This is a genomic window from Pseudonocardia sp. TRM90224 (assembly GCF_021245725.1).
Classification (GTDB): Bacteria; Actinomycetota; Actinomycetes; order Mycobacteriales; family Pseudonocardiaceae; genus Pseudonocardia.
The window spans coordinates 32,862-52,709 of the sequence record NZ_JAJGSX010000032.1 but is presented as its reverse complement, the minus strand read 5'-3'; the positions used below and the strand labels follow the sequence as shown (position 1 = coordinate 52,709).

The window sequence follows — 19,848 nt, the reverse complement described above, 5'->3', positions numbered from 1 at the left end:
CCGTACGGACCTGCTGGCGGCGCGTTCGCCCGCTGCTTGCAGGGCCGTGCTGAGTTCGACCCGGGGCGAGCAGATCCTGCGCGGAGTCCGACATGGACGGCCCGCGAATCCCCTGTCCCGGATCACTCGCGGCGGGTCCGTCGGGTTCGGCTGCCGGACCGGCAGCACCGGCGGCCGGCCCGATTGAGCGACCGTGACCTCTTTGCTCCTGGACAAGGAGCTCGTGTCACGGGCCGCTCGCCCCATTGACCGGATGACCTGGTCCAGCGAGTGACCCGTGCGGTGGTGATCGAGCAGGTCGTTGCCGAACCACGGTTGTTGCCGCGGTCCCGACCTGGAAAGCCCTCAACGCTGCTCTCTGACAACTGCTGCCGGCCGCGACGGTCGCGCCCGCGCGTGCGCGTGATGTCGAGGTGGCTGCAGAGGCCCGATGGGGCCGGCTCGACCTGAATCTCGCCGGGACCCGGGTCGTCCAGCTCAAGATCGGCGGCTCGTCCGGGTGATCAGCAGGCCTGTTGTCGGGCTCGTGGACGTGGGATGTGGATGGGTCGGTCGTGGTGCGCTGGTGAGAGTGTTTCGAGCAGGCGCAGTCCACCGATCACCGGTGCTCCGCCGGCGAACGTCCAGAGCCACCACGGCGACTGGATGCTGGCTGTCGTGAGGGTGGTGAGCATCCATACCGCGTGTTGGGCAGAGGAGGCGATGATCCAGACCGTGGTCAGGATCTGCCGTGTCGAACGCAGCCTGCCGTACCAGCCTGGAGGCGGACGGTCGATGCTCGTCTGCTGGTCGCTGGCGTCATCGTCGATCGGCCGGCTGGGAGCCCTCGCGGGCGGCAGTCCGATGTGTACGACGTCGTCGGTGTCCGGTGTGCTGGCTGTGGGCGGCGCAGATCTGCTCATGCGTCTTCCCTCTGGGGCTTGAACGCTGGACGGGAGGAGGTGGTTCCGAGAACCTAATGAAACGCTCGGAGCGTTAGTGTGGGAGAGTATCCAACCAGTGACAGCTAACGCAACCGGAGTTTTGTTTGATGGTCCATCGACCGCCGCCGGGCACGCTCCGCCCTCAGGGCCGTACCGAGCGGGTACGCCAGGCCGTTGTCAGCGCTACCCGTGGTCTGCTCGCTGCGGACGGGTACGACGCCCTGACCATCGAGCGTGTCGCGGACGCGGCTGGAGTCGCGAAGAGCACCGTCTACCGGCGATGGCGCGACACCGCCGGTTTGATGATGGAACTGATGCGGGAGGTTGCGGGCGCTGCGATCCCGCTGGCGGACAGCGGGTCTGTCGACGAGGACCTGCGGGTGCTCGCGATCGAGATCGTGAAGTTCTTCTCCGGGACGTCCGGGGCGATGGTGCTGGCACTCGTCGCCGAGTCCGTCCACAATCCCGACACGGCTGCCGGCATGCGTGAGTTTTGGGCCGAGCGCAACGAACGGGCGGCCATAGCCGTGCGGCGCGGCATCGATCGTGGAGAGCTCCCCTCGGAGGTCGACCCGGTGGAAGTGATCCGCGCGCTCGGTGCTCCGCTCTACTACCGGATGCTCGTCACCCACGAACCGCTCGACGACGTGGTGGCTGCGCGGGCTGCGGCTGCTGCGCTGGCAGCCGCTCGTGCCGGAACGCTCAGTCGATCGGACTGACCACGCGCACGGGCCTCGTGTGCACCGGGGGCACAGACAGCTGGCCATTGGGGCAAAGCTGGCGGCCACAGCATCGGCGACGGTAGCGGGTGACTTGCACCCGCACGCCCGCGGTGATGCACGTCCTGGCCGCGCTCGATCTGGCCCCCGGCAAGCTGTTCACCGGATCAGAGATCGCAAATGCCGGATCGAGTTCCTCGGCCTGCTCAAGGCTCTGCGCGCCCGTTGGCCGCGCGAGAAAGACACTTCGTCGGCACGGTGTCGTCGGCGGCCTCGTAGCAGCGGCCACCTCCGGGCCGCTACCAAGATTGCTGTCGGTGGGGCGGAGCGAGCACGCCGAGGCGCTGGCCCGCGTGGGCAGCGACGCTCACGGGCGATTACGGGAGATCGAAGGGGGCGGGGGAGTGGCCCTCCCAGATCCGGTGAGATGCCTGTTCGGGGTAGGTCTGAGTCGTCGATTCGTTGTCCAGGACGCGGGTGAGGCGCTCGCCGGGCCGGTGGGCGGGCCAGCCCGCGTCGCCGGTGGTGATGAATCGGACCCATGCCTCCTGGAGTTCGCGGGAGATCGCGACGGCCTCGGCAGTGGGCTCCCCGCCGATGAGCTGGGTGCCGACGGGGCTGTCCAGGGTGCCGAACGCCAGGGGTACGTCGAGGCTGTGACAGGCGCCCAGGATGCCACCGAGGGCCGGGGCGACCCAGCAGAGTTCGAACAGGTACGAGGTGCCGCCGGCTGCGACGTTCGCCTCGGCGAGCTTCTGCGTTGGCATGCGGAAGAGGGCGTCGGAGTACACGGTCTCCACCAGCTCCTCCGGGCCTGCCTGCGGGAACTCGGCGCGGTATGCCCGCGCGCCGTCCGGCTGCGGAGCGAGCAGTTCCAGGGCTGCGTCGGCGTCCTCGTCGGTGAAGGTGCCGGACCGTCCGCTCATGACGCTGAAGTACCGGAATTCATCCCGGGTGTGGCCGACGAGCAGTTCGGTCCCGCCCGCGCGGGCGTCGGTCAGCGCGGGCCACGGCGATTCAGGGAGGACCGCGCCGTCGACGACGGGGCACAGCGCGGTGCCGGTCTCCGTGAGGCGTCCCCAGCTCTTCCGGTGCGCGTGGAGGCCGGCGTTGAAGGCGGTGAGCTCGGCGGCCAGGTGCCATGGGTCGATGTCGCGCAGGGCCTCCGCGGTGGGGGCCGCCGCGCCGACCCGGTCCGCGAACGCGGCGGTGACCTGCCGGGCCAGCGCGGGCGTGCTGTGCAGCCCCGGCACCGAATGGGTGATGGCCCGCCGGAACAAGCCACGCGTGGACTTCATCGCCAGCAGGGCAGCGACCGAGCCCGCCCCGGCAGACACCCCGCCCACGGTGACCCGGCCGGGGTCGCCTCCGAAGGCGGCGATGTTGCGCTGCACCCACTCCAGCGCCGCGATCTGGTCGAGGAGTCCGCGGTTGGGCGGCACGTCGTCGAGGAACGCGAATCCCTCCGCGCCCACGCGGCAGTTGATGCTCACCACCACGACTCCCGCCTCGGCCAACTTCGCCGGGTCGTACATCGGGTCGCTCGACGCCGCCGAGAGGTAGCCGCCCACCGGGATCCACACCAGCACCGGCAGTCCCGCCGCGCCGGGATCCGGGGTGCCGACGTTGAGCGTCAGCCAGTCGGAGCCCTGCGGGGGCACGTCGATCGGCAGGGACAGCGGCACCACGGGGCCGAAGTCGACCGCCTGCCTCGTCCCCTCCCATCGGTGCGGCGGCGCGGGCGCGGCGAAGCGGAGCGCTCCGACCGGGGGCTGGGCGTAGGGAATGCCGCGGAACACCGCGTGTCCCTGCCGCCGGCGCCCCTGCACCACGCCTTCCCTGGTCCGCACCTTCGGCTGTTCGACCATGACGATTCCTCCCCCAGAGACCCGAAGTTATGGGTCAGCTGTATTATGTCAGCTGTACTGGAACAGTTCCGAGGGGTCGGCGATGCCGAAGCAGGTTGATCACCGCGGACGCCGCGAAGCGATCGCCCGCGCTTTGTGGCGGGTGGTGGAGCAGCGCGGCGTCGCGCAGCTGACGATGCGCGTCGTGGCACAGGAGGCGGGCATGTCACTAGGGCAGCTGCAGCACTACTTCGCCTCCCGGACCGCCATGCTCTCCTTCGCCATGGATTTCGCGTCCGAGCAGACCTCGGCGCGGCTGCACCAGGAGCTGGAAAAGCTCGGCGATGGTCCGCACCCCCGTGACGTGCTGCGACTGACGCTCGCGGAGATGCTCCCCCTGCATGCCGACGCCCGCGCGACCAGCCGGATGAGCGCCGCCTACATCCTGGAGGCGCTGCACGACGAGGCCGTCCACGAGCAGGCGCGCCGCGGCCTCGTCGAAGGGCGGGCCCTCGTCGAGCAGTTGGTCCGGCAGGCGATCGCCGACGGGCACATCGACTCCGGCCGCGACCCGGCGATCGAGACCAACCTGCTCCTCGCCCTCACCGGCTTCACCTCCCTGCTCGAACTCGACGTTGTCGAGCCCCAGGACGCGCTCGCTGCGATCGACGTGCATCTGGACCGGCTGTTCAGCAATGTGTGACCTGCCCCCGGATCGGGTCGATATGCCCACCCCTCCGGAGACTCCCGAGCGGTTGCGGATGGCCCGGAGGTCGATGAAGGAGCGGCCGTGCGGGGACACCCTCATCGATCTGATGCCCCTCGCGGCGGCGACCTGGCCGATCTCGGTGATCATCCGGGCCGTACAGCGCCCGGATCGCCACGCTCCCGGCCGCGGGGATCCCGCTCGCCGACTCGGGCGGACTGCCGCATTGTTCGCCGCGGCTCCGGCTCTCAGAACCCCACACCCGTTCGTCAACGTTTCGAGATGGAGCAGCGTCCCATGACCCAGTACTTCCTGACCCTTCCGCATGACACCGCCTGTGAGCCGACAATGGAGTCGTTGCAGGACTTGGACCCCGCGGAGCTGGAAGCAGTGATGGCCGCGGTGGAAAAGTTCAACACCGACCTGAACGAGGCCGGTGCGTTCGTCACTGCGGGCGGTTTGGAGCCCTCGTCGACCGCGATCACGGTCGAGACGACGAGCGCCGGTCCTGCGCGTACCCCGGAGCCGTTCGTGAAGGCCGACCAGTACGTGGGCGGCTTCTGGATCATCGAAGCGGCCGACCAGGAGGCGGCACTCGTATGGGCCGAGCAGTGCTCGGCCGCCCTGCAGTCCCGGATCGAGGTCCGCGCCCTGCAGTCCGCGCCGGAGTAGGCCTCCCGATCCCGACCCGAGAACACCCGCCGAACCGTCGTAGGGTTCGGCGGGTGTTCTCGTGCCACGGCTCGGTCGAGATAGTGGGTCCTTACGAACCAGGTCCCGGGCTGCCGGACGGGTCACCCCTGACGCCCGCTTCGACGACCGTCACCACGGCCGGCTCACAAGCCGGGGGTACACGAACCTTTCACGTTGAGCAGCGTCCCGAATCTTCCGCAAGTAGTCAGCACAAGCCGCCGTACCACGCATCGTCGGCCTCGTCCAAATCTGCCAACTTCCTGTGCTTCCAGGGGGACAAGCATACGAACGTGTTGGCACCCCTGATTCTGTCGACCTCGATCCGGGCATGTGTGGTGATCTCGCCAAGATGGGCTTGAGTTGGTCGATCTTCGCGATGCCGTTGCACCACGCGTTGGCTATGGATGGCGGGCGGGACTGGATCGGATCGGGACGTGTGTTCGGAAGGCTGGATCTGGCCCCCGGACCGAGCGACCTGCCGACGGCTGCGGACGTGGTCAGCGCACTCCGTCGGTCGGGCGGCCACGGAACGCCCTGGTTCGACATCGAGGGCATCGACCAGAGCTCCATCCTCCCGTCGTGCCAGATGCCGGCCGAGTGCGACGCCATCGGTGGGCACGACCTTGGGGAGATCTCTCTCCATCGCGCAGACGAACGTGACACCGGTCCGCTTGCGCCGGACGTACGGATCGGATGTGTCTCGTTCCGCAAGCCGGCCGGCGCCGCAGTTCTGTCGGCGGTCGTGGAGCTGGTCTCCGTTGCGGGGCCGACCCTCGCTTTCTGCGACTCCGACCTGGACTTCGTCGTGGTGTCGATGGAGGACACCGTCGACGCCGTCGCTGGACGCTGGCCTTGGTGATCGTTCATCGCGATCGCTGATCGCGGAATCACCTGGCGCGCAGAACGCTGGTCTTCGATGACCGGCACGCCGAACGGCGCGGCGGTTCATCGAGCGTTCGTGATGCCCGGTCGCGCGTTGCTCGCGCGCCGTTCGTGGGCGATCTGCACGTCGCGGAACAGGGTGCGCCCGTACTCGACGTACCACGGCGACCGTGTGTAGGCGAAGTGCTCGCGCACGGCCGCGCGCGCCGCCCCCGGGTCGCCGTTCTCGAGCGCCTCGATGATCCGGTCGTGCGAGCCGATGCCCCACTGCTCGCCGCTCTCCGGGTTCGGCGGTATGGAGCTGATGATGATCAGCTCCTGCAGGGGTTCGATCAGCAGCTCCAGGGCCGGCAGGCCGAGGGCCCGCACGATGCCGAGGTGGAAGCGCAGGTGCTCGGCGTGCGCGACGGGCCAGTCGGCGGCCCGCACGGCGTCCTCGAACGCCCCCAGGTGTGCCCGTATCGGCTTCCAGGTCTCCGGGCCGCCGGTGTGCGCGGCCTCCGCGGCGAGCGTCGACTCCAGTGCGACGCGGGCCTCGAGTACGTCACCGATCGTGAGGTCGGAACGCTGCATGCGCAGGGTCAATGCGGTGGTCAGGACGTCGTCGCGGGGGACGGCCACGAAGATCCCGTGCCCGTGCCGGACCTCGACCAGTCCCATCGAGGACAGGGTGCGCAGTGCGTCGCGGACGACGCTGCGGGAGACCCCCAGCGACTCCGCGAGGGCCTCGGCGGTGGGCAGCCGGCTGCCCGCCGCCCACTCGTTGTGCACGATCGAGCGGCGCATCGACGCCACCACCTGCTCGCTGAGCCTGCCCATCCATGTCCCCCTCCCGATCTTGCCCAAGGTAGTCCGTGTTCGGACTACCTTGCAACGAAGAATCATAAGTATTATCTTTCCGTCCACTCAGCGCCACTCGCCGGTGTCGCCGGCGACCTGCCACGTGAGGAGTGGACGTGAGACGACGGCACTGGAGGGTGCGCGCGGCGATGCTCGCCGCCGCGGCGCTCGCGGTCATCGGGACCGCTGCATGCAGCAACGACCCCGGCGCGGAACACGCCGCCGGCCGGGGGGTGGAGCGGTCCGGAATGCCGGAGATCCCCCTGCAGATCAAGGGGCAGCAGGACGACGGGCTGCTCGCGCGGTTCCCCGACGCGATCCGTGCGTCCGGGGTGCTCACCCTGGCCGCCGACCCGACGTACCCGCCCAGCACGTTCAAGGACGCGCAGGGCACGATCGTCGGCATCAGCGCGGACTTCGCGGCCGCGGTGAAGGCCAAGACCGGCCTCGACGTGAAGTGGGTCGAGGTGCCCTTCGACGGCATGCTGGCCGGGCTCAAGGCGCACCGGTTCGACGCCAGCTGGTCCGGATGGAACGTGTCGGCCGAGCGGCTCCAGGTGCTCAACATCGTCACGTTCATGAACGGCGGCACTTCGGTGCTGGTGAAGAAGGGCAACGCGGCAGGCATCGCGGCGGCGACGGACCTGTGCGGACGCACCGTGACCGCGCAGACCGGCACCTTCCAGGCTCAAACCGTGCTGGAGAACCTTCAGGCCGAATGTGCGACGGCCGGTAGGCCCGTGATCGTCCCGCTGCTCATCCCACAGCAGACCAACGTCAACCAGGCGCTGGCCACCGGCCGTGCAGACGCTGCGCTCGCCGACAACACCCTCACCGCCTACCAGGCCCGCGTGCAGCCCGAACTGTTCGAGGCGATCTCGTCGATCCTGATCGCGCCGCGGCCGGTCGGCGTCGCCACGCCGAAGGACGCCACCGAACTCGCGGATGCGCTGGCGGCCACCTACAACGCGCTCATCGCCGACGGCACCTACGCCAACATCCTCGACCGCTGGGGCATCTCGGCCAGCGCGGTGCCGGCCGCCGAGGTGAACCCGGCGGAGCCGACGTGACGACCGGCGCTGCCATGCGCGTCGACGCCGAGCAGTTGGCCGGGATGGCCGACACCCGCCTTGTGCGGCGCCGCCGGATCGGCGCGACCCTGCTCAACGTCGTGGTGGCGCTGCTCGTCGTCGCCGCCGTTGTCGAACTGGTGGTCAACCCGAACTTCGACTGGCCGATCGTGGCGCGGTACCTGTTCGACACCAACGTGCTCGAAGGCGTGCTGGTGACGCTCGAGCTGACCGTCTACGCGATGGTGATCGGTCTGGTGCTGGGTGTGGTGCTGGCGGTGCTGCGGCAGTCGCGCAGCGGGCTGGCCCGCGGCGCGGCCTGGTCCTACATCTGGTTCTTCCGTGGCACCCCGGTGCTGGTGCAGGTGTTGTTCTGGGGGTTCGCCGCGTCGCTGTTCCCGCGGGTCGGGATCGGCTTGCCTGGTGGTCTGTTCCTGGTCAGCTGGGACACCAACGCGGTTGTCCCGATCTTCGCGGCAGCTGTGCTGGGGCTGGGGCTCAACGAGGCGGCCTACATGGCAGAGATCGTGCGGGGCGGGTTGCTGAGCGTGCCGTCGGGGCAGACGGAGGCGGCCCGGACGCTGGGTCTGGGGCACGCGGAGACGCTGCGGTTCGTGATCCTCCCGCAGGCGATGCGGGTGATCATCCCGCCGATCGGCAACCAGGTCATCTCGATGCTGAAGATGACGTCGGTGGTGCTGGTCATCGGGGTCGCCGACCTCCTCGGCTCGGTCACCGAGATCTACGCCCGCAACTACCGCCAGATCGCGTTGCTGCTCGTCGCGAGCATCTGGTACCTCGCGCTCACCACGTTGCTGACCTACGGGCAGTCCCGCCTCGAACGCCGCTTCGGCCGCGGGATCAGCAGGCTGGAGGACGACCGTGCCTGAGCCTGCCCTGCGTGCGGACCCTCCGATCGTGGAGATCCGCGATCTGCACAAGAGCTTCGGCCCGATCGAGGTGCTGCAGGGCATCGACCTGACGATCGGTCGCGGCGAGGTGGTGTGCCTGCTCGGCGCCTCCGGGTCGGGCAAGTCGACGATGCTGCGCTGCATCAACCACCTCGAGCAGCCTGATCGCGGGTTCGTGCTGGTCGACGGGATGCTCGTGGGCGGGAACGTCCGCGATGGGCGGGTGCACGAGGCGGCCCCGACCGAGGTCGCGGAGCGCCGCTCCCGGATCGGCATGGTGTTCCAGCAGTTCAACCTGTTCCCGCACATGACGGTGCTGGACAACGTCACGCTCGCACCGGTGCGGGTCAAGCGGGTCGGGCGCGCCGCTGCGCAGGCCGCGGCGCGGACGCTGCTCGAGCGGGTCGGGCTCAGCGCGAAGGCCGACGCCTATCCGGGGCAGCTGTCGGGCGGGCAGCAGCAGCGGGTCGCGATCGCGAGGGCGTTGGCGATGGAGCCGGCTCTGATGCTGTTCGACGAGCCGACCTCGGCGCTGGATCCGGAGCTGGTCGGGGAGGTCCTCGACGTGATGCGCGACCTCGCGGCGTCGGGCATGACGATGATCGTGGTGACCCATGAGATGGGGTTCGCCCGCAACGTCGCGACGCGGGCGGTGTTCCTCGACGACGGCCTGATCGTCGAGCAGGGGCCACCCGAGCAGGTCATCGGCGCGCCCACCCACGATCGCACGCGGGCCTTCCTGGCGAAGGTCCTCTGAGGAGTACGGATGCAGCAGCTGGGGGAGCGGGCCGGGACCCGGGCAGCGGCCCGGATCGAGGCATTGGCCGACCGGCTCGTGGCGCTGAGCCACGAGATCCATGCCGCGGCCGAGCTCGGATTCGCCGAGCACGAGTCGGTGACCGCGATCGTCCGAGCGCTGGCTCCGCACGACGTCGAGGTCGGGTGCTACGGCCTCGACACGGCCTTCCGTGCGAGGGCTGGCGGGGTGGGCCCGCGCGTGGGGATCCTCGCCGAGTACGACGCGCTGCCGGGCATCGGCCACGCGTGCGGGCACAACGTGATCGGGTCCGCGGCGGTGGGCGCGTTCCTCGGCGTGGCCGAGGTCGTCGCGGAGACCGGCGGCTCGGTCGTGCTCTACGGCACGCCGGCCGAGGAGAACGGCAGCGGCAAGGAGATCATGGCGCGGGCCGGCGCCTTCGACGGGCTCGACGCCGTAGTGATGCTGCACCCGGGCCCCGGTGACCACGATGTCGCGAACGGGCGGGCCATCGGGCTGCGCTCGGTCGAGGCGACCTACCACGGCGTGCCGGCGCACGCGTCGGCGCGACCCGAGGCCGGGCGCAACGCGCTCGACGCCGTCGTGGCCGCATACCAGGGCGTGGCGGCGCTGCGCCAGCACATCCCGCCCGAGGACCGCGTCCACGGCGTGATCACCGAGGGTGGGCAGGTGGCGAACGTGGTTCCGGCGCGGGCGTCGCTGCGGCTCTTGGTCCGCTCGCCGGAGGTCGAGACGCTGGTCGAGCTCAGCCGGCGGGTGCAGCGCATCCTCCAGGGTGCAGCGATGATCACCGAGACCCGACTGGACGCCGTGTGGGACCGCATCCAGCCCTGCCTGCCGATCCGCAGCAACACCGCGCTGGCCACGCGGTTCCAGGCGCACATGGCCGCGCGCGGGCGTGCCGTCGTGCCGGACGGGCCGCGTGGCGGCTCCACCGATCTGGGCAACGTGAGCCTGCGGGTGCCCGCCATCCACCCGTTCGTCGCGATCTCGGACGCGGACGTCGCTCCGCACACCGAGGGTTTCGCGGCATGCGCGGTCTCATCGCGCGGTGACCGTGCGGTCGTCGACGGGGCGGTGGGGTTGGCCCGCACCGCGGTGGACGTGCTCGTCGACGCAGGACTGCGGCAGCAGGTCGCCGCGGAGTTCGCGGCGGCCGGTGGAGTGGTGGACGTGCCGGCGCTGCTCGGGGCCGTGTGATGGGGGAGGAGCACGACCTGGCGACCCGGCTGGTGCACGGGGCGGGGCCGCACCCGCTCGGCGCCGTCGGCACCCCCGTTTTCGACACGGCGGCGTTCGTGCTGGACGACCACGTGGCGCACACTCGCGCCGTCGCCGACCCGGCCGGCACGCTGTTCTACACGCGCCTGCAGAACCCGACCGTTGCGTCCCTGGAGAAGGTGCTGGCCGACGCCGACTCGGCGCCGCGGGCGCTGGCGTTCGCCTCGGGGATGGCGGCGATCAGCACCACGCTGCTCGCGCTGCTGCGCGGCGGTGGCCACGTGGTGGCCTCCGACCAGCTGTTCATCGCCACCCGGGACCTGCTGGAGCACGACCTCCCCGCGTTCGGCGCGACCGTCACCTTCGCCGACTTCCGCGCGCCGGCGGCATTGCCGGCCGCGCTCCGGCCCGACACCCGCGCGGTCTTCTTCGAGACGTTCACCAACCCGGGCCTGGACGTGCTCGACGTGCCCGCGCTGGTCGCGGCGGCGCACGAGCGCGGCGTCCCCGTCGTCGTCGACAACACGTTCGCCTCGCCCGTGCTGGTGCGGCCGATAGAGCTGGGCGCCGACCTCGTCGTGCAGAGCGCCACGAAGTACCTGTCCGGGCACGGGCGGGCTGTCGCGGGCGCGGTGGCGGGCGGGGAGGAACTCGTGGCACGGGTCGCGGCGCTGCGCCGCACTCTCGGGTCGACGATCAGCCCGCACACCGCTGCCGCGATCATCGACGGCATGCGCACGCTGCCGCTGCGGATGACCCGCGCGTCGGCATCGGCGCAGCGCCTCGCCCAGGTTGCGGTCGCACACCCGGCCGTCGCGCACGTGGCCTACCCCGGCCTGCCCGGCCCGAACCGCGAGCGGGCGATGCGCCTGACCGGCGGCGCCGGGTTCGGCGGCATGCTCTCGATCCGACTGCGCGAACCCGCGCGCAAGGCCGCCGTCTACGACGCGTTCGCGCTGATCGTGCGCGCGACCAGCCTCGGCGACACCGCCAGCCTCGTCGACTGGATCGACGAGCCCGACGTCCTGCGCATCTCCGTGGGCATCGAGGACCCGACCGACCTCGAGACCGACCTGGAAAGCGCCCTCAACGCTGCTCTCTGACAACCTGCGCGCGGCTCGGACTCGCCGGCTGATCACCGGTCCAGTGCTCGTCGGCCTGCGGGAACGACAGGTCCACGGCGGAGCCTCCCGCCGGACGGCCAGGCGATCAGACCTCCGCGTGCTGTCGGTGCGCCGACGCGACGAGCGCTGCCAGTTCCTCATGCTCCTGGATCGCTGCCCGGCCCTTGCCGGGCAGCGCCGGGACGAGTCGTTCGGCTTCTACCAGGGCGCGGTAGGCAACGGCCCGGTCGGCTTCCGGCAGCTCCTCGTCGACGGCGTTGCGGGCGTGCTTGCGCAACGTCGTCTCGACGGTCTTCGCTCTCCCTGCCGGGCTGATCAGCGACGCGATCACGGTGATCGCCAGTACCCCGACGATGACCGCCAGCGAGAGCCCCGTGCTGATCTCCCACACCGGCAACGGCTGCCCGCCGTTGACGAACGGCAAGGAGTTCTCGTGCAGCGCGTGCAGCACGAGCTTGACGCCGATGAACCCGAGGATCGTGGCAAGGCCGTAGGACAGGTAGACGAGCCGGTCGAGCAAACCGTCGATGAGGAAGAACAGCTGACGCAGACCCATCAGTGAGAACGCCGTGGCGGTGAACACGATGTACGCGTCCGACGTCAGGCCGAAGATCGCCGGGATCGAGTCGAGCGCGAACAGCAGGTCGGTGCCACCGATGGCGACCATGACCAGCAGCATCGGAGTGAGCACCCGGCGGCCGTTCTCGACCGTGAACAGCTTGTCGCCATCGTAGTGCTCGGATGTGCGGAGGTGTCGGCGGGCGAAGCGGATGACGAAGTTGTCCGCCTCCGTGCCCTCATCGTCCTCGCGCAGCAGGCTGACGGCCGTCCACAGCAAGATGGCGCCGAAGAGGTAGAAGACCCACGAGAACGTGTTGATCAGCGCGACCCCGGCGAAGATGAACGCGCTGCGGGCGATCAGCGCGAACACGATGCCGAACAGCAGCACCTTCTGCTGGTCGGCGCGCGGCACCTTGAAGCTCGCCATGATCACGAGGAAGACGAAGAGGTTGTCGACGCTCAACGCCTTCTCGGTGACATAGCCGGCGAAGTACTCGGTCCCCATCGCGGCGCCACCGAAGTACCACACGCCGAAGCCGAACACGATGGCCAGCCCGACGTAAATGGACGACCAGATCGCGGCCTCGCGCAGCGTGGGCGTGTGCGCCTTGCGCACGTGGAACACGAAGTCGAACAGCAGGAGTCCGACGATCCCGGCGATCGTCAGGCCCCACACCAGGGCGGACACGTCCACAAGCTTCCTCCTCCGACGGCAGTCCCTTAGGAAACGACGCTGTGTCGTTTTTCGTTCCTGGCAGGATGGTGACGTGGAACGCAGACCGGGCAGGCCACCCGACCCGCAGCGCGAGGCCGCGATCCTCGACGCCGCACTGGAGGTGCTGGCCGAGGTCGGCTACGACCGGCTGACGGTCAGCGCTGTGCACCAGCGCGCCCGGGCCAGCACGAAGACGATCTACCGCCGGTGGTCGGGCAAGGAAGAGCTGATGACGGCGGCGCTGCAGCGGGCCGTCGCCCGCACCGCCGTGTCCCCCGGCGCCCTCGTCGACACCGGCAGCCTGCGCGGCGACCTCATCGCGAACCTGCGCCGCGATCCCGGAGCGCCCGCCCTGCTCCGCGGCCTGCTCGCCGCCGTCGGACTGCACGGCGAGCTCGGCGCCGCCGCACTGGAGCTGTTGCGAGCGCAGGAGGCGCGGCTGACGAAGGTCATCCTGGCGCGGGCCGTCGAGCGCGGCGAACTCGCCCCGGGCGTCGACGCGATGCTGCTGGCGGACGTCACCCGCGGTATGACGCTGCAGCACCAGCTGCTCGATCCCGATCCCGACCCGCAGGACGAGGAATTCGTGGAACAACTCGTCGACCGCGTCCTGCTCCCCGTGATCCACGCCCGTCCCGGCTGACCCTGCCGGCTGCGTCCCGAGCTCCGCCTGCGAACCCGTGGGCGAGCACACCCTGGTGACCAGGACGATGGCAGCTCGGCTCAACCCGGTGGTGCGGTGGCTGATCGAGCCGATCTTGCGACCCGCCCTGCCGGTGGCGGAGCGGCCGTCGCGGTCGAACGGGTCGGCTCAGCCTGTCCGTTGCGCGATGGAGGAGGCGCGGACCTCGAGCTCGGGCAGTACCACCGTCCGCTGGATCGGGCGGCTGCTGCCCTCCCTGAGCCGCGTCATCATGGTTTCGAGCGCGAGCCGACCGACGTACTCCTTCGCAGGTCGCAGCGCGCTGATGGGTGGGGTCCCGTTCTCGGCGACCTCGTCGTCGTAGGCCACGATCGCGAGGTCGCGGGGGATGTCGATGCCGTGGTCGGCGCAGTAGTTCCCGAACAGGATCGCCTGCGGATCGGCGTGCACGATCAGCGCCGTCGTACCGGTGTCGCGGCACGTCGAAACGATCTCCCCGAAGCGGGCCTCGCGCTCCGTGGCCTCCTCGATGTCGAGGAGCGTCGCAGTCACGACGTCCGTATCGAGCCCGAGCTGCAGCAGCGCCTGCTCCCAGCCCCGCCGCAGTTGCGGGGCGGTGGGCGAGTCGCGGGCGAGGGCGAGGCCGATGCGCCGGTGGCCCTGCTCGTACAGGTGGTGGACGGCCATCTTCGCGCCGAAGTCGTGGTCGGTGCTCACCCACTCCAGCCGCCGCAGCGCCGCGGAGTGCGGGGCCCGGCGCTCGACGAGCACGACGGGCACGCTGAGCGCGTCGAGCCAGGTGAGGATCGCGAGCCCGGCGCTGCCGCTCACCTCCGGCGCGACGAGCAGGCCGTGCACGCCCGACTCGAGCAACGCGGCGATCTGGCGGCGCTGGTCGGCCGGATCGTACGAGGCGCCGCGCAGCACCAGCTGCACGCGGGCCGCGGTGGCGGCGGCGCGGGTCCCGTTGACGATCTGCGGCCAGTAGTAGCTGAGGGAAGGCACGACCATGCCGATCCGGTACAGCGCCGGGCCTGCGGCGTCGGGGTTGCGAGCGATGCTCGTATCGAGGGCGCTGCGCAGCGTCGCACCTCCGTGCACGCGGGTGACGAGGCCGCGGTCGGCGAGCGCGGTGATGTCGCGGCGAATGGTGATCTCGGTGACGCCGAGCTCGACAGCGAGGTCGCGAACCGTGACGGCTCCGGTGCGGCGCAGCGCCTCCATGATTCGTTCACGCCGGGCGATGCCGAACACCGGCCCCGGCGGGCGGGCCGTCACGACGCCGCCCGGGAGTGCAGGACGAGGTCGCTCCGGCGGGATTCGACGACGAGTTCCACGCGGGTGAGCCGGGGGCCCCACGCGGAGACGAGGTAGGGATCGTCGAGCGCGCGCTCGGTGACCTCGATGCGGTCGGCGTCGTGGCTGATGCGCAGGCCTCGCCCGGCACCCGGTGGTCGGACGAGCAGCTCGCCCGGTTCGATTGCCACCTCGCCGTGCAGGATCAGGACGGCCGAGGTCGCCTGCTCCCCGTCCAGCCGCCAGCGGTCGTGCACGGTGACGGTCGCGTTGGTCCGGTCCATCATGACCTGCCGGGTGAGCAGCTCGCCTGCGGCGAGCGGGTAGGCGCGGCTCAGGTCGACGTGCCAGTCGGCGCGCGTCCCGTCGTCGCCGCCGTCGATCGGGGCCGCCCACCGCTCTCCCGGCTCCTGGTCGAGACCGCGCGGGCGCAGGGTGGAGTGCCACTCGCTGCGCATCGGCCACAGCTCGTACCGGCGCGCCGTGAACGTGCGCCCGTCGTAGGTGGGCCGGCCGGCGTCGACGACGACCGGCACTCCGTCGACCGCGATCTCGATGGCGCCGAGGTCGAGGTGGTTGTGGTTCTGGCCGTTGTGCCCCGCCTTGATGCTGACGAAGAGCCCTTCGCTGCTGCCGGCGCACTCCCGGGCTGCTGCGAGTCCGATCGACCGGAGCTCGACGGTCAGTGGCAGCGGCAGCGGCAGCGGCGGTGGCGTTGGCGGTGGCAACGAGGGGTCCGGCAGCCGGATCGGCGCCGGATCCAGCAGTGCGTCGAGGAGCCGGGCCGCCCCGGAGTCGAACGGAACGGGCGCTGCGGTGGCTTGCGCCGTCGCATGCGCGACGACGTCGGCGAGGCCGCGCCGTTCACCCCAGCGGCGCAGCCGGAACCACGGCGCCTCGCCGCGCGGGCGGGGTTCGGCGTCGGCGAACGACAGGTTCCAGTGCGCCGATATCTGCATCCGGTGGGGGAAGGACAGCAGCTCGTCGACCGCGACGAGGTCGAACAGCCCGATCCGGTGGACCCGGTCGAGCACATCGAGCGCTTCGAGCGCGCGGCAGGCGCCGTGCCACCAGTAGTCGCCGCCCTCGTCGATGCCGCCGTCCGCGGGAAGCGCCGCGAGGTAGCGGTCGATGCCCTCCACGCACATCCCCAGCGTCTCGGCCTGCTGGTCGGGCCGGTCGAAAGCGAGGGCGGTGACGACGAGGTTGCCGTGGATCCACGGGTTCCAGTTGTGGACGTTGCCCTCCAGGCCGAGCCAGTGCCAGTCGCGGCGGGTCCGGAAGGGATCCAGGACGCGGTGGCGCACCTCGGTGGTCACCCGGTCGAGCAGGCCCGGGTAGGCGGCGTCGAGCTGATCCCCGAGCACCAGCGCGGCGACGGCGAGGGTCGCCGCGGTCTCCGCCGCTCCGAGGTCGAGGTAGGGCCGGTCCAGGGCGGGAACAACGCCAGCGGTCCGTTCGAACGCGTCGTCGTGTGCGGGCCAGCACCACGTGCTCTGCTCGGCCACGAGCCATGTGCCGTCGGCGACGTCGTCGATCGCGCCCGTCGCCGGGCGGATCGCGGCGAGGGCGGTCGCGCGGGCGATGCGCCCGAGGCGGCTGCGGACGACGTCCTCGTACGGGACCCGCTCGCCACGTCGGGGATAGGCGGCGTAATCGCGCAGCAGGGCCGGTGGCCAGCCCGCGGCCCGGTCCGCCTCGACGGCGTCCGTCAGCGACTCCGAGATCCGGCTGGGCACGTCGCCCCACTCTTCGGGGAAGAGGGCCGACGTCGCGGCCGGTGCCCGGTCGCGCCAGGCGGCGACGAGCGCGCCGCCCCGCAGCGCATGTCCGTCGGCAACATCATGAGATCGAGCCTGCACGACCCTGTTCGTTTCTGATCGATTCGTTTGATTGTGTTCGAATGCATCGTATGGTCCACGCCACCAACGAAGCAATCAAGGAGGAGCTGCCTGGTGAGCGATCCGCTGCGGCCGTCGGCCCTCCTTGCGATGTGGCCCGACGCGTTCGCGTCCCAGTTCGACGCCCTGCGCGAAGCTCGGGTCGCGGAGCTGTGCCGCCTCGACCGGCCCGCCGTGACCGCGGAGCTCGATGACCCGGCGCTGGCCGACCGGCTCGCCGGCGTCGAGGTGCTGGTGACGTCGTGGGGTGCGCCGGTGCTCACCGCCGAGCGGCTCGACCGCATGCCGAAGCTGCGCGCGGTGTTCCATTGCGCAGGCACGGTCCGTTCGCTGGTGACCGAGGAGTTCTGGGAACGCGGGATCGTGATCACTTCCGCGGCGGAGGCCAACGCCATCCCGGTCGCCGAGTTCACCTACGCCCAGATCGTGCTGGCAGGCAAGCGTGCCCAGTACCTCGCCCGCGTTCCGCGGCAGTTCCGCGACGGCTGGCGCGCCCAGCTCACCTCCGACCGGTACACGAACTACGGGCGGCGCGTCGGCATCGTCGGGTTCTCCCGGATCGGGCGCCGGGTGGTCGCGCACCTGCAGCAGCTCGACCACGCCGAGGTGCTCGTCTACGACCCCCACGCCGATCCGGTGGCGGTCGCCCGCGCCGGCGCCCGGCTGGTGGACCTCGACGAGCTGCTCCGCTCGGTCGACGTGCTGAGCCTGCACGCGCCGGCGTTGCCCGAGACGCTGGGGATGATCGGCGCGGCGGAGCTCGCCCTGCTCCGCGACGGCGGCACGGTCGTCAACACCGCGCGCGGCGCGCTCATCGACACCGACGCGCTGGTCCGTGAGTGCGCGAGTGGGCGGCTCGACGCGATCCTCGACGTGACCGACCCCGAACCGCTGCCCGACGACTCGCCGCTCTACGACCTCCCCAACGTGTCGATCACTCCGCACATCGCCGGCTCGCTCGGCAGCGAGACGCTCCGGCTCGCCGACGCCGCGATCGACGAGCTCGAACGCTGGGTGCGCGGCGATGCGCTCACCGCGCAGGTGAACGCCGCCGATCTGGAGGTGGCCGCATGACACCCTCTGTGTCCGGGCCGGGCGGACTCTCGCCGTTCACCGGGCTCGCCCGCGCCGACTGGCTGGCGACAGCCGATCGGCTGCTCGCCGCACTCCGGCCTTGGGCGAGCGCGGATCACGCGACGATCACACCGCCCGGCGCACCCGGCGGTTACGGCACGCGCGTCGACGGGCTGGAGGGCTTCGCGCGCAGCTTCATGGGCGCCGCATTCCGCATCGCGGGCACCGATGACGCGGCGAGCGCGGAGCTCGCCGAGTGGTACGCCGAGGGGCTCACCGCGGGCGTCGATCCCGACAACCCGGGGCGCTGGGTGCGGCCCGGCGAGCACGACCAGGCGAAGGTCGAGGCTGCTGCGCTCGCGCTCGGGCTGCACCTGACCAGGAGCCGGATCTGGGACGTGCTCGACGAGCGGACCCGGGACCGGCTCGTCGGCTACCTGGCGGAGCTGGTCGGCGCGCAGATCCCGCCGATCAACTGGGTGTGGTTCCGCATCGTGACCCAGACGTTCCTGCGCAGCGTCGGCGGTCCGTGGAGCAAGGCCGATCTCGACGACGACCTCGCTGTGCACGAGAGCTTCGTGCGCGCCGAGGGCTGGTTCGCCGACGGGCCCGAGCGGTCGTTCGACCACTACGCCGGCTGGGCGCTGCACTTCTATCCCGCGGTCTGGTTGGAGATGGCCGCGGGTGACGAGCGCGCGGAGGAGCTGCGCGAGCGCTACCTCGCGCGGCTCGACGAGTTCCTCCCGCAGGCGGCGGCGCTCGTCGGAGCCGACGGGGGACCGCTGGTGCAGGGCCGCAGCCTCACCTACCGATTCGCCGCCGCAGCACCGTTCTGGGCGGGCGCGATCACCGGCAGCACGGCGCTGACCCCCGGTGGGCTGCGCCGCGCGGCGAGCGGGATCCTGCGCCACTTCCTCGACAACGGCGTCCCCGACGAGCGCGGCCTGCTCCCGCTCGGATGGCACGCGGGGTGGCTTCCGATCGCGCAGCGCTACTCCGGACCCGGCTCGCCCTACTGGGCGTTCAAGGGGATGGCGGGGCTCGCGCTGGCGGCCGACCACCCGGTCTGGACGGCGGTCGAGGAGCCGCTCCCCGTCGAGCGCGGCGACGTCACGATGGTCGTGCGCGCACCCGGCTGGCTCGTCGCCGGGACGCGGGCCGACGGGATCGTGCGCGTGGTCAACCACGGAACCGACCACGGGCAAGAGGGCGCGCTCGTGTCCGACTCGCCGCTGTACGCCCGCATCGGATACTCGACGGTGACGAGCCCGGTGCTGTCGGCGCCGGGATGGGACGAGCCGCTCGACGCCGGGGTGAGCCTCCTCGACGAGGGTGGCCACGCGTCGCACCGGGCCGGGTTCCGCACGCTCACGCTCGGCGTGACCGGCGATGCAGGCTATGGCTTCTCGATCGGCCGCGCGCACTGGGTGGAGCCCACGCCCGGCCTGCCCGACCACGGATCGGGCCGGACCGGCGAGGTCACGCTGGGTCCCGAGATCGTCATCGGCTCGATCGTGCGGGGCCCGTGGGAGGTGCGGCTCGCCCGGGTCGAGGGGCACGGGTACGAGCCGGCCGGTCCGCTGCGCGTCGGGGGGTGGCCGGTCGCGCCCGACGGGCCGACGTCGCTCGTCGTCGACCTCGGCGGGCTGCCCGGGTCCGGGGTCCTCACCATGTCCGACGCGACCCCGCTCTCGCCGACCACGCGGATCCCGTGGCGAGCGAGCGCGGGCGCTGCGCAGAAGGGGCGGTGGTACGTCGCCGGCGTCCTGCTCTCCGGGGCGCAGACCGTGGCCGCGCCGCCCGCCGTCACGGTCACGGCCGGTCGCGCCTCCGTGATCTGGTGCGACGGCGCCGAGACCCGGGTCGATCTCCCGGAGCTCAGCCACCTCTGACCCGTCCGGCCGACCGCCACGACATCGCCGCTCCGCCTCCAGACCCACGAAC

General features: G+C 71.1%; 17 protein-coding genes and 1 pseudogene. 13 read left to right on the top strand and 5 right to left on the bottom strand.

Going from position 1 to position 19,848, the window contains the following annotated elements:
- Positions 1–1,030: 1,030 nt before the first annotated feature.
- Positions 1,031–1,219: pseudogene (locus LL648_RS45870) on the top strand (helix-turn-helix domain-containing protein); the annotation flags it as partial.
- 18 nt (positions 1,220–1,237) lie between these two features.
- Entirely contained in the window at positions 1,238–1,642 is a 405-nt protein-coding gene (locus tag LL648_RS32070; RefSeq protein WP_232666536.1) for a TetR-like C-terminal domain-containing protein, read from the top strand.
- Between the two features lie 377 nt (positions 1,643–2,019).
- On the opposite strand, the gene LL648_RS32065 is transcribed toward LL648_RS32070, so the two are convergent.
- Complete coding sequence (locus tag LL648_RS32065; RefSeq protein ID WP_232666535.1) at positions 2,020–3,510, bottom strand: carboxylesterase/lipase family protein; 1,491 nt, start codon at positions 3,508–3,510, stop codon at positions 2,020–2,022.
- Here LL648_RS32065 and LL648_RS32060 point away from each other — a divergent pair.
- The 3 genes from LL648_RS32060 (at position 3,509) to LL648_RS32050 (ending at position 5,747) form a co-directional block, all read left to right on the top strand.
- On the top strand, positions 3,509–4,192 hold the full coding sequence (locus tag LL648_RS32060; protein ID WP_232666534.1) for a TetR family transcriptional regulator C-terminal domain-containing protein: 684 nt from the start codon (positions 3,509–3,511) through the stop codon (positions 4,190–4,192). The two genes, LL648_RS32065 and LL648_RS32060, sit on opposite strands and share 2 nt — an antisense overlap.
- A 285-nt stretch (positions 4,193–4,477) precedes the next feature.
- On the top strand, positions 4,478–4,867 hold the full coding sequence (locus LL648_RS32055; RefSeq protein ID WP_232666533.1) for a YciI family protein: 390 nt from the start codon (positions 4,478–4,480) through the stop codon (positions 4,865–4,867).
- A gap of 349 nt (positions 4,868–5,216) precedes the next feature.
- Complete coding sequence (locus LL648_RS32050; RefSeq protein WP_232666532.1) at positions 5,217–5,747, top strand: hypothetical protein; 531 nt, start codon at positions 5,217–5,219, stop codon at positions 5,745–5,747.
- Between the two features lie 86 nt (positions 5,748–5,833).
- Here LL648_RS32050 and LL648_RS32045 read toward each other — a convergent pair whose 3' ends face one another.
- Complete coding sequence (locus LL648_RS32045) at positions 5,834–6,589, bottom strand: FadR/GntR family transcriptional regulator (protein ID WP_232666531.1); 756 nt, start codon at positions 6,587–6,589, stop codon at positions 5,834–5,836.
- A 137-nt stretch (positions 6,590–6,726) separates the two neighbouring features.
- Here LL648_RS32045 and LL648_RS32040 point away from each other — a divergent pair, with 137 nt between their 5' ends.
- Genes LL648_RS32040 through LL648_RS32020 form a run of 5 tightly spaced genes read left to right on the top strand, consistent with a single transcriptional unit; the run spans position 6,727 to position 11,693 of the window.
- Entirely contained in the window at positions 6,727–7,680 is a 954-nt protein-coding gene (locus LL648_RS32040) for an ABC transporter substrate-binding protein (protein ID WP_232666530.1), read from the top strand.
- Complete coding sequence (locus LL648_RS32035) at positions 7,677–8,570, top strand: amino acid ABC transporter permease (RefSeq protein WP_232666529.1); 894 nt, start codon at positions 7,677–7,679, stop codon at positions 8,568–8,570. Before LL648_RS32040 ends, LL648_RS32035 begins: the two co-directional genes overlap by 4 nt.
- A gap of 28 nt (positions 8,571–8,598) precedes the next feature.
- Entirely contained in the window at positions 8,599–9,348 is a 750-nt protein-coding gene (locus LL648_RS32030) for an amino acid ABC transporter ATP-binding protein (protein WP_308190420.1), read from the top strand.
- A 9-nt stretch (positions 9,349–9,357) separates the two neighbouring features.
- On the top strand, positions 9,358–10,569 hold the full coding sequence (locus tag LL648_RS32025) for a M20 family metallopeptidase (protein ID WP_232666528.1): 1,212 nt from the start codon (positions 9,358–9,360) through the stop codon (positions 10,567–10,569).
- Complete coding sequence (locus tag LL648_RS32020; RefSeq protein WP_232666527.1) at positions 10,569–11,693, top strand: trans-sulfuration enzyme family protein; 1,125 nt, start codon at positions 10,569–10,571, stop codon at positions 11,691–11,693. Before LL648_RS32025 ends, LL648_RS32020 begins: the two co-directional genes overlap by 1 nt.
- Before the next feature lie 106 nt (positions 11,694–11,799).
- On the opposite strand, the gene LL648_RS32015 is transcribed toward LL648_RS32020, so the two are convergent.
- The gene (locus LL648_RS32015; protein ID WP_232666526.1) at positions 11,800–12,963 is read right to left on the bottom strand and encodes a TerC family protein; all 1,164 of its coding nucleotides are present in this window, start codon (positions 12,961–12,963) and stop codon (positions 11,800–11,802) included.
- 79 nt (positions 12,964–13,042) lie between these two features.
- Here LL648_RS32015 and LL648_RS32010 point away from each other — a divergent pair, with 79 nt between their 5' ends.
- Positions 13,043–13,633, top strand: a complete 591-nt coding sequence (locus tag LL648_RS32010; protein WP_232666525.1) for a TetR/AcrR family transcriptional regulator — start codon at positions 13,043–13,045, stop codon at positions 13,631–13,633.
- Between the two features lie 168 nt (positions 13,634–13,801).
- On the opposite strand, the gene LL648_RS32005 is transcribed toward LL648_RS32010, so the two are convergent.
- Positions 13,802–14,911 carry a substrate-binding domain-containing protein gene (locus tag LL648_RS32005; protein ID WP_232666524.1) on the bottom strand — a complete coding sequence of 370 codons (1,110 nt, stop codon included), beginning with the start codon at positions 14,909–14,911 and terminating at the stop codon, positions 13,802–13,804.
- Complete coding sequence (locus tag LL648_RS45470) at positions 14,908–16,791, bottom strand: heparinase II/III domain-containing protein (protein ID WP_232666523.1); 1,884 nt, start codon at positions 16,789–16,791, stop codon at positions 14,908–14,910. Before LL648_RS45470 ends, LL648_RS32005 begins: the two co-directional genes overlap by 4 nt.
- A 93-nt stretch (positions 16,792–16,884) precedes the next feature.
- On the opposite strand from LL648_RS45470, the gene LL648_RS31995 reads away from it, so the two are divergent.
- Positions 16,885–17,904, top strand: a complete 1,020-nt coding sequence (locus LL648_RS31995; protein ID WP_232666522.1) for a hydroxyacid dehydrogenase — start codon at positions 16,885–16,887, stop codon at positions 17,902–17,904.
- Positions 17,901–19,796: a DUF2264 domain-containing protein gene (locus LL648_RS31990; RefSeq protein ID WP_232666521.1), complete on the top strand. Its 1,896-nt coding sequence runs from the start codon at positions 17,901–17,903 to the stop codon at positions 19,794–19,796. Before LL648_RS31995 ends, LL648_RS31990 begins: the two co-directional genes overlap by 4 nt.
- Positions 19,797–19,848: the final 52 nt, after the last annotated feature.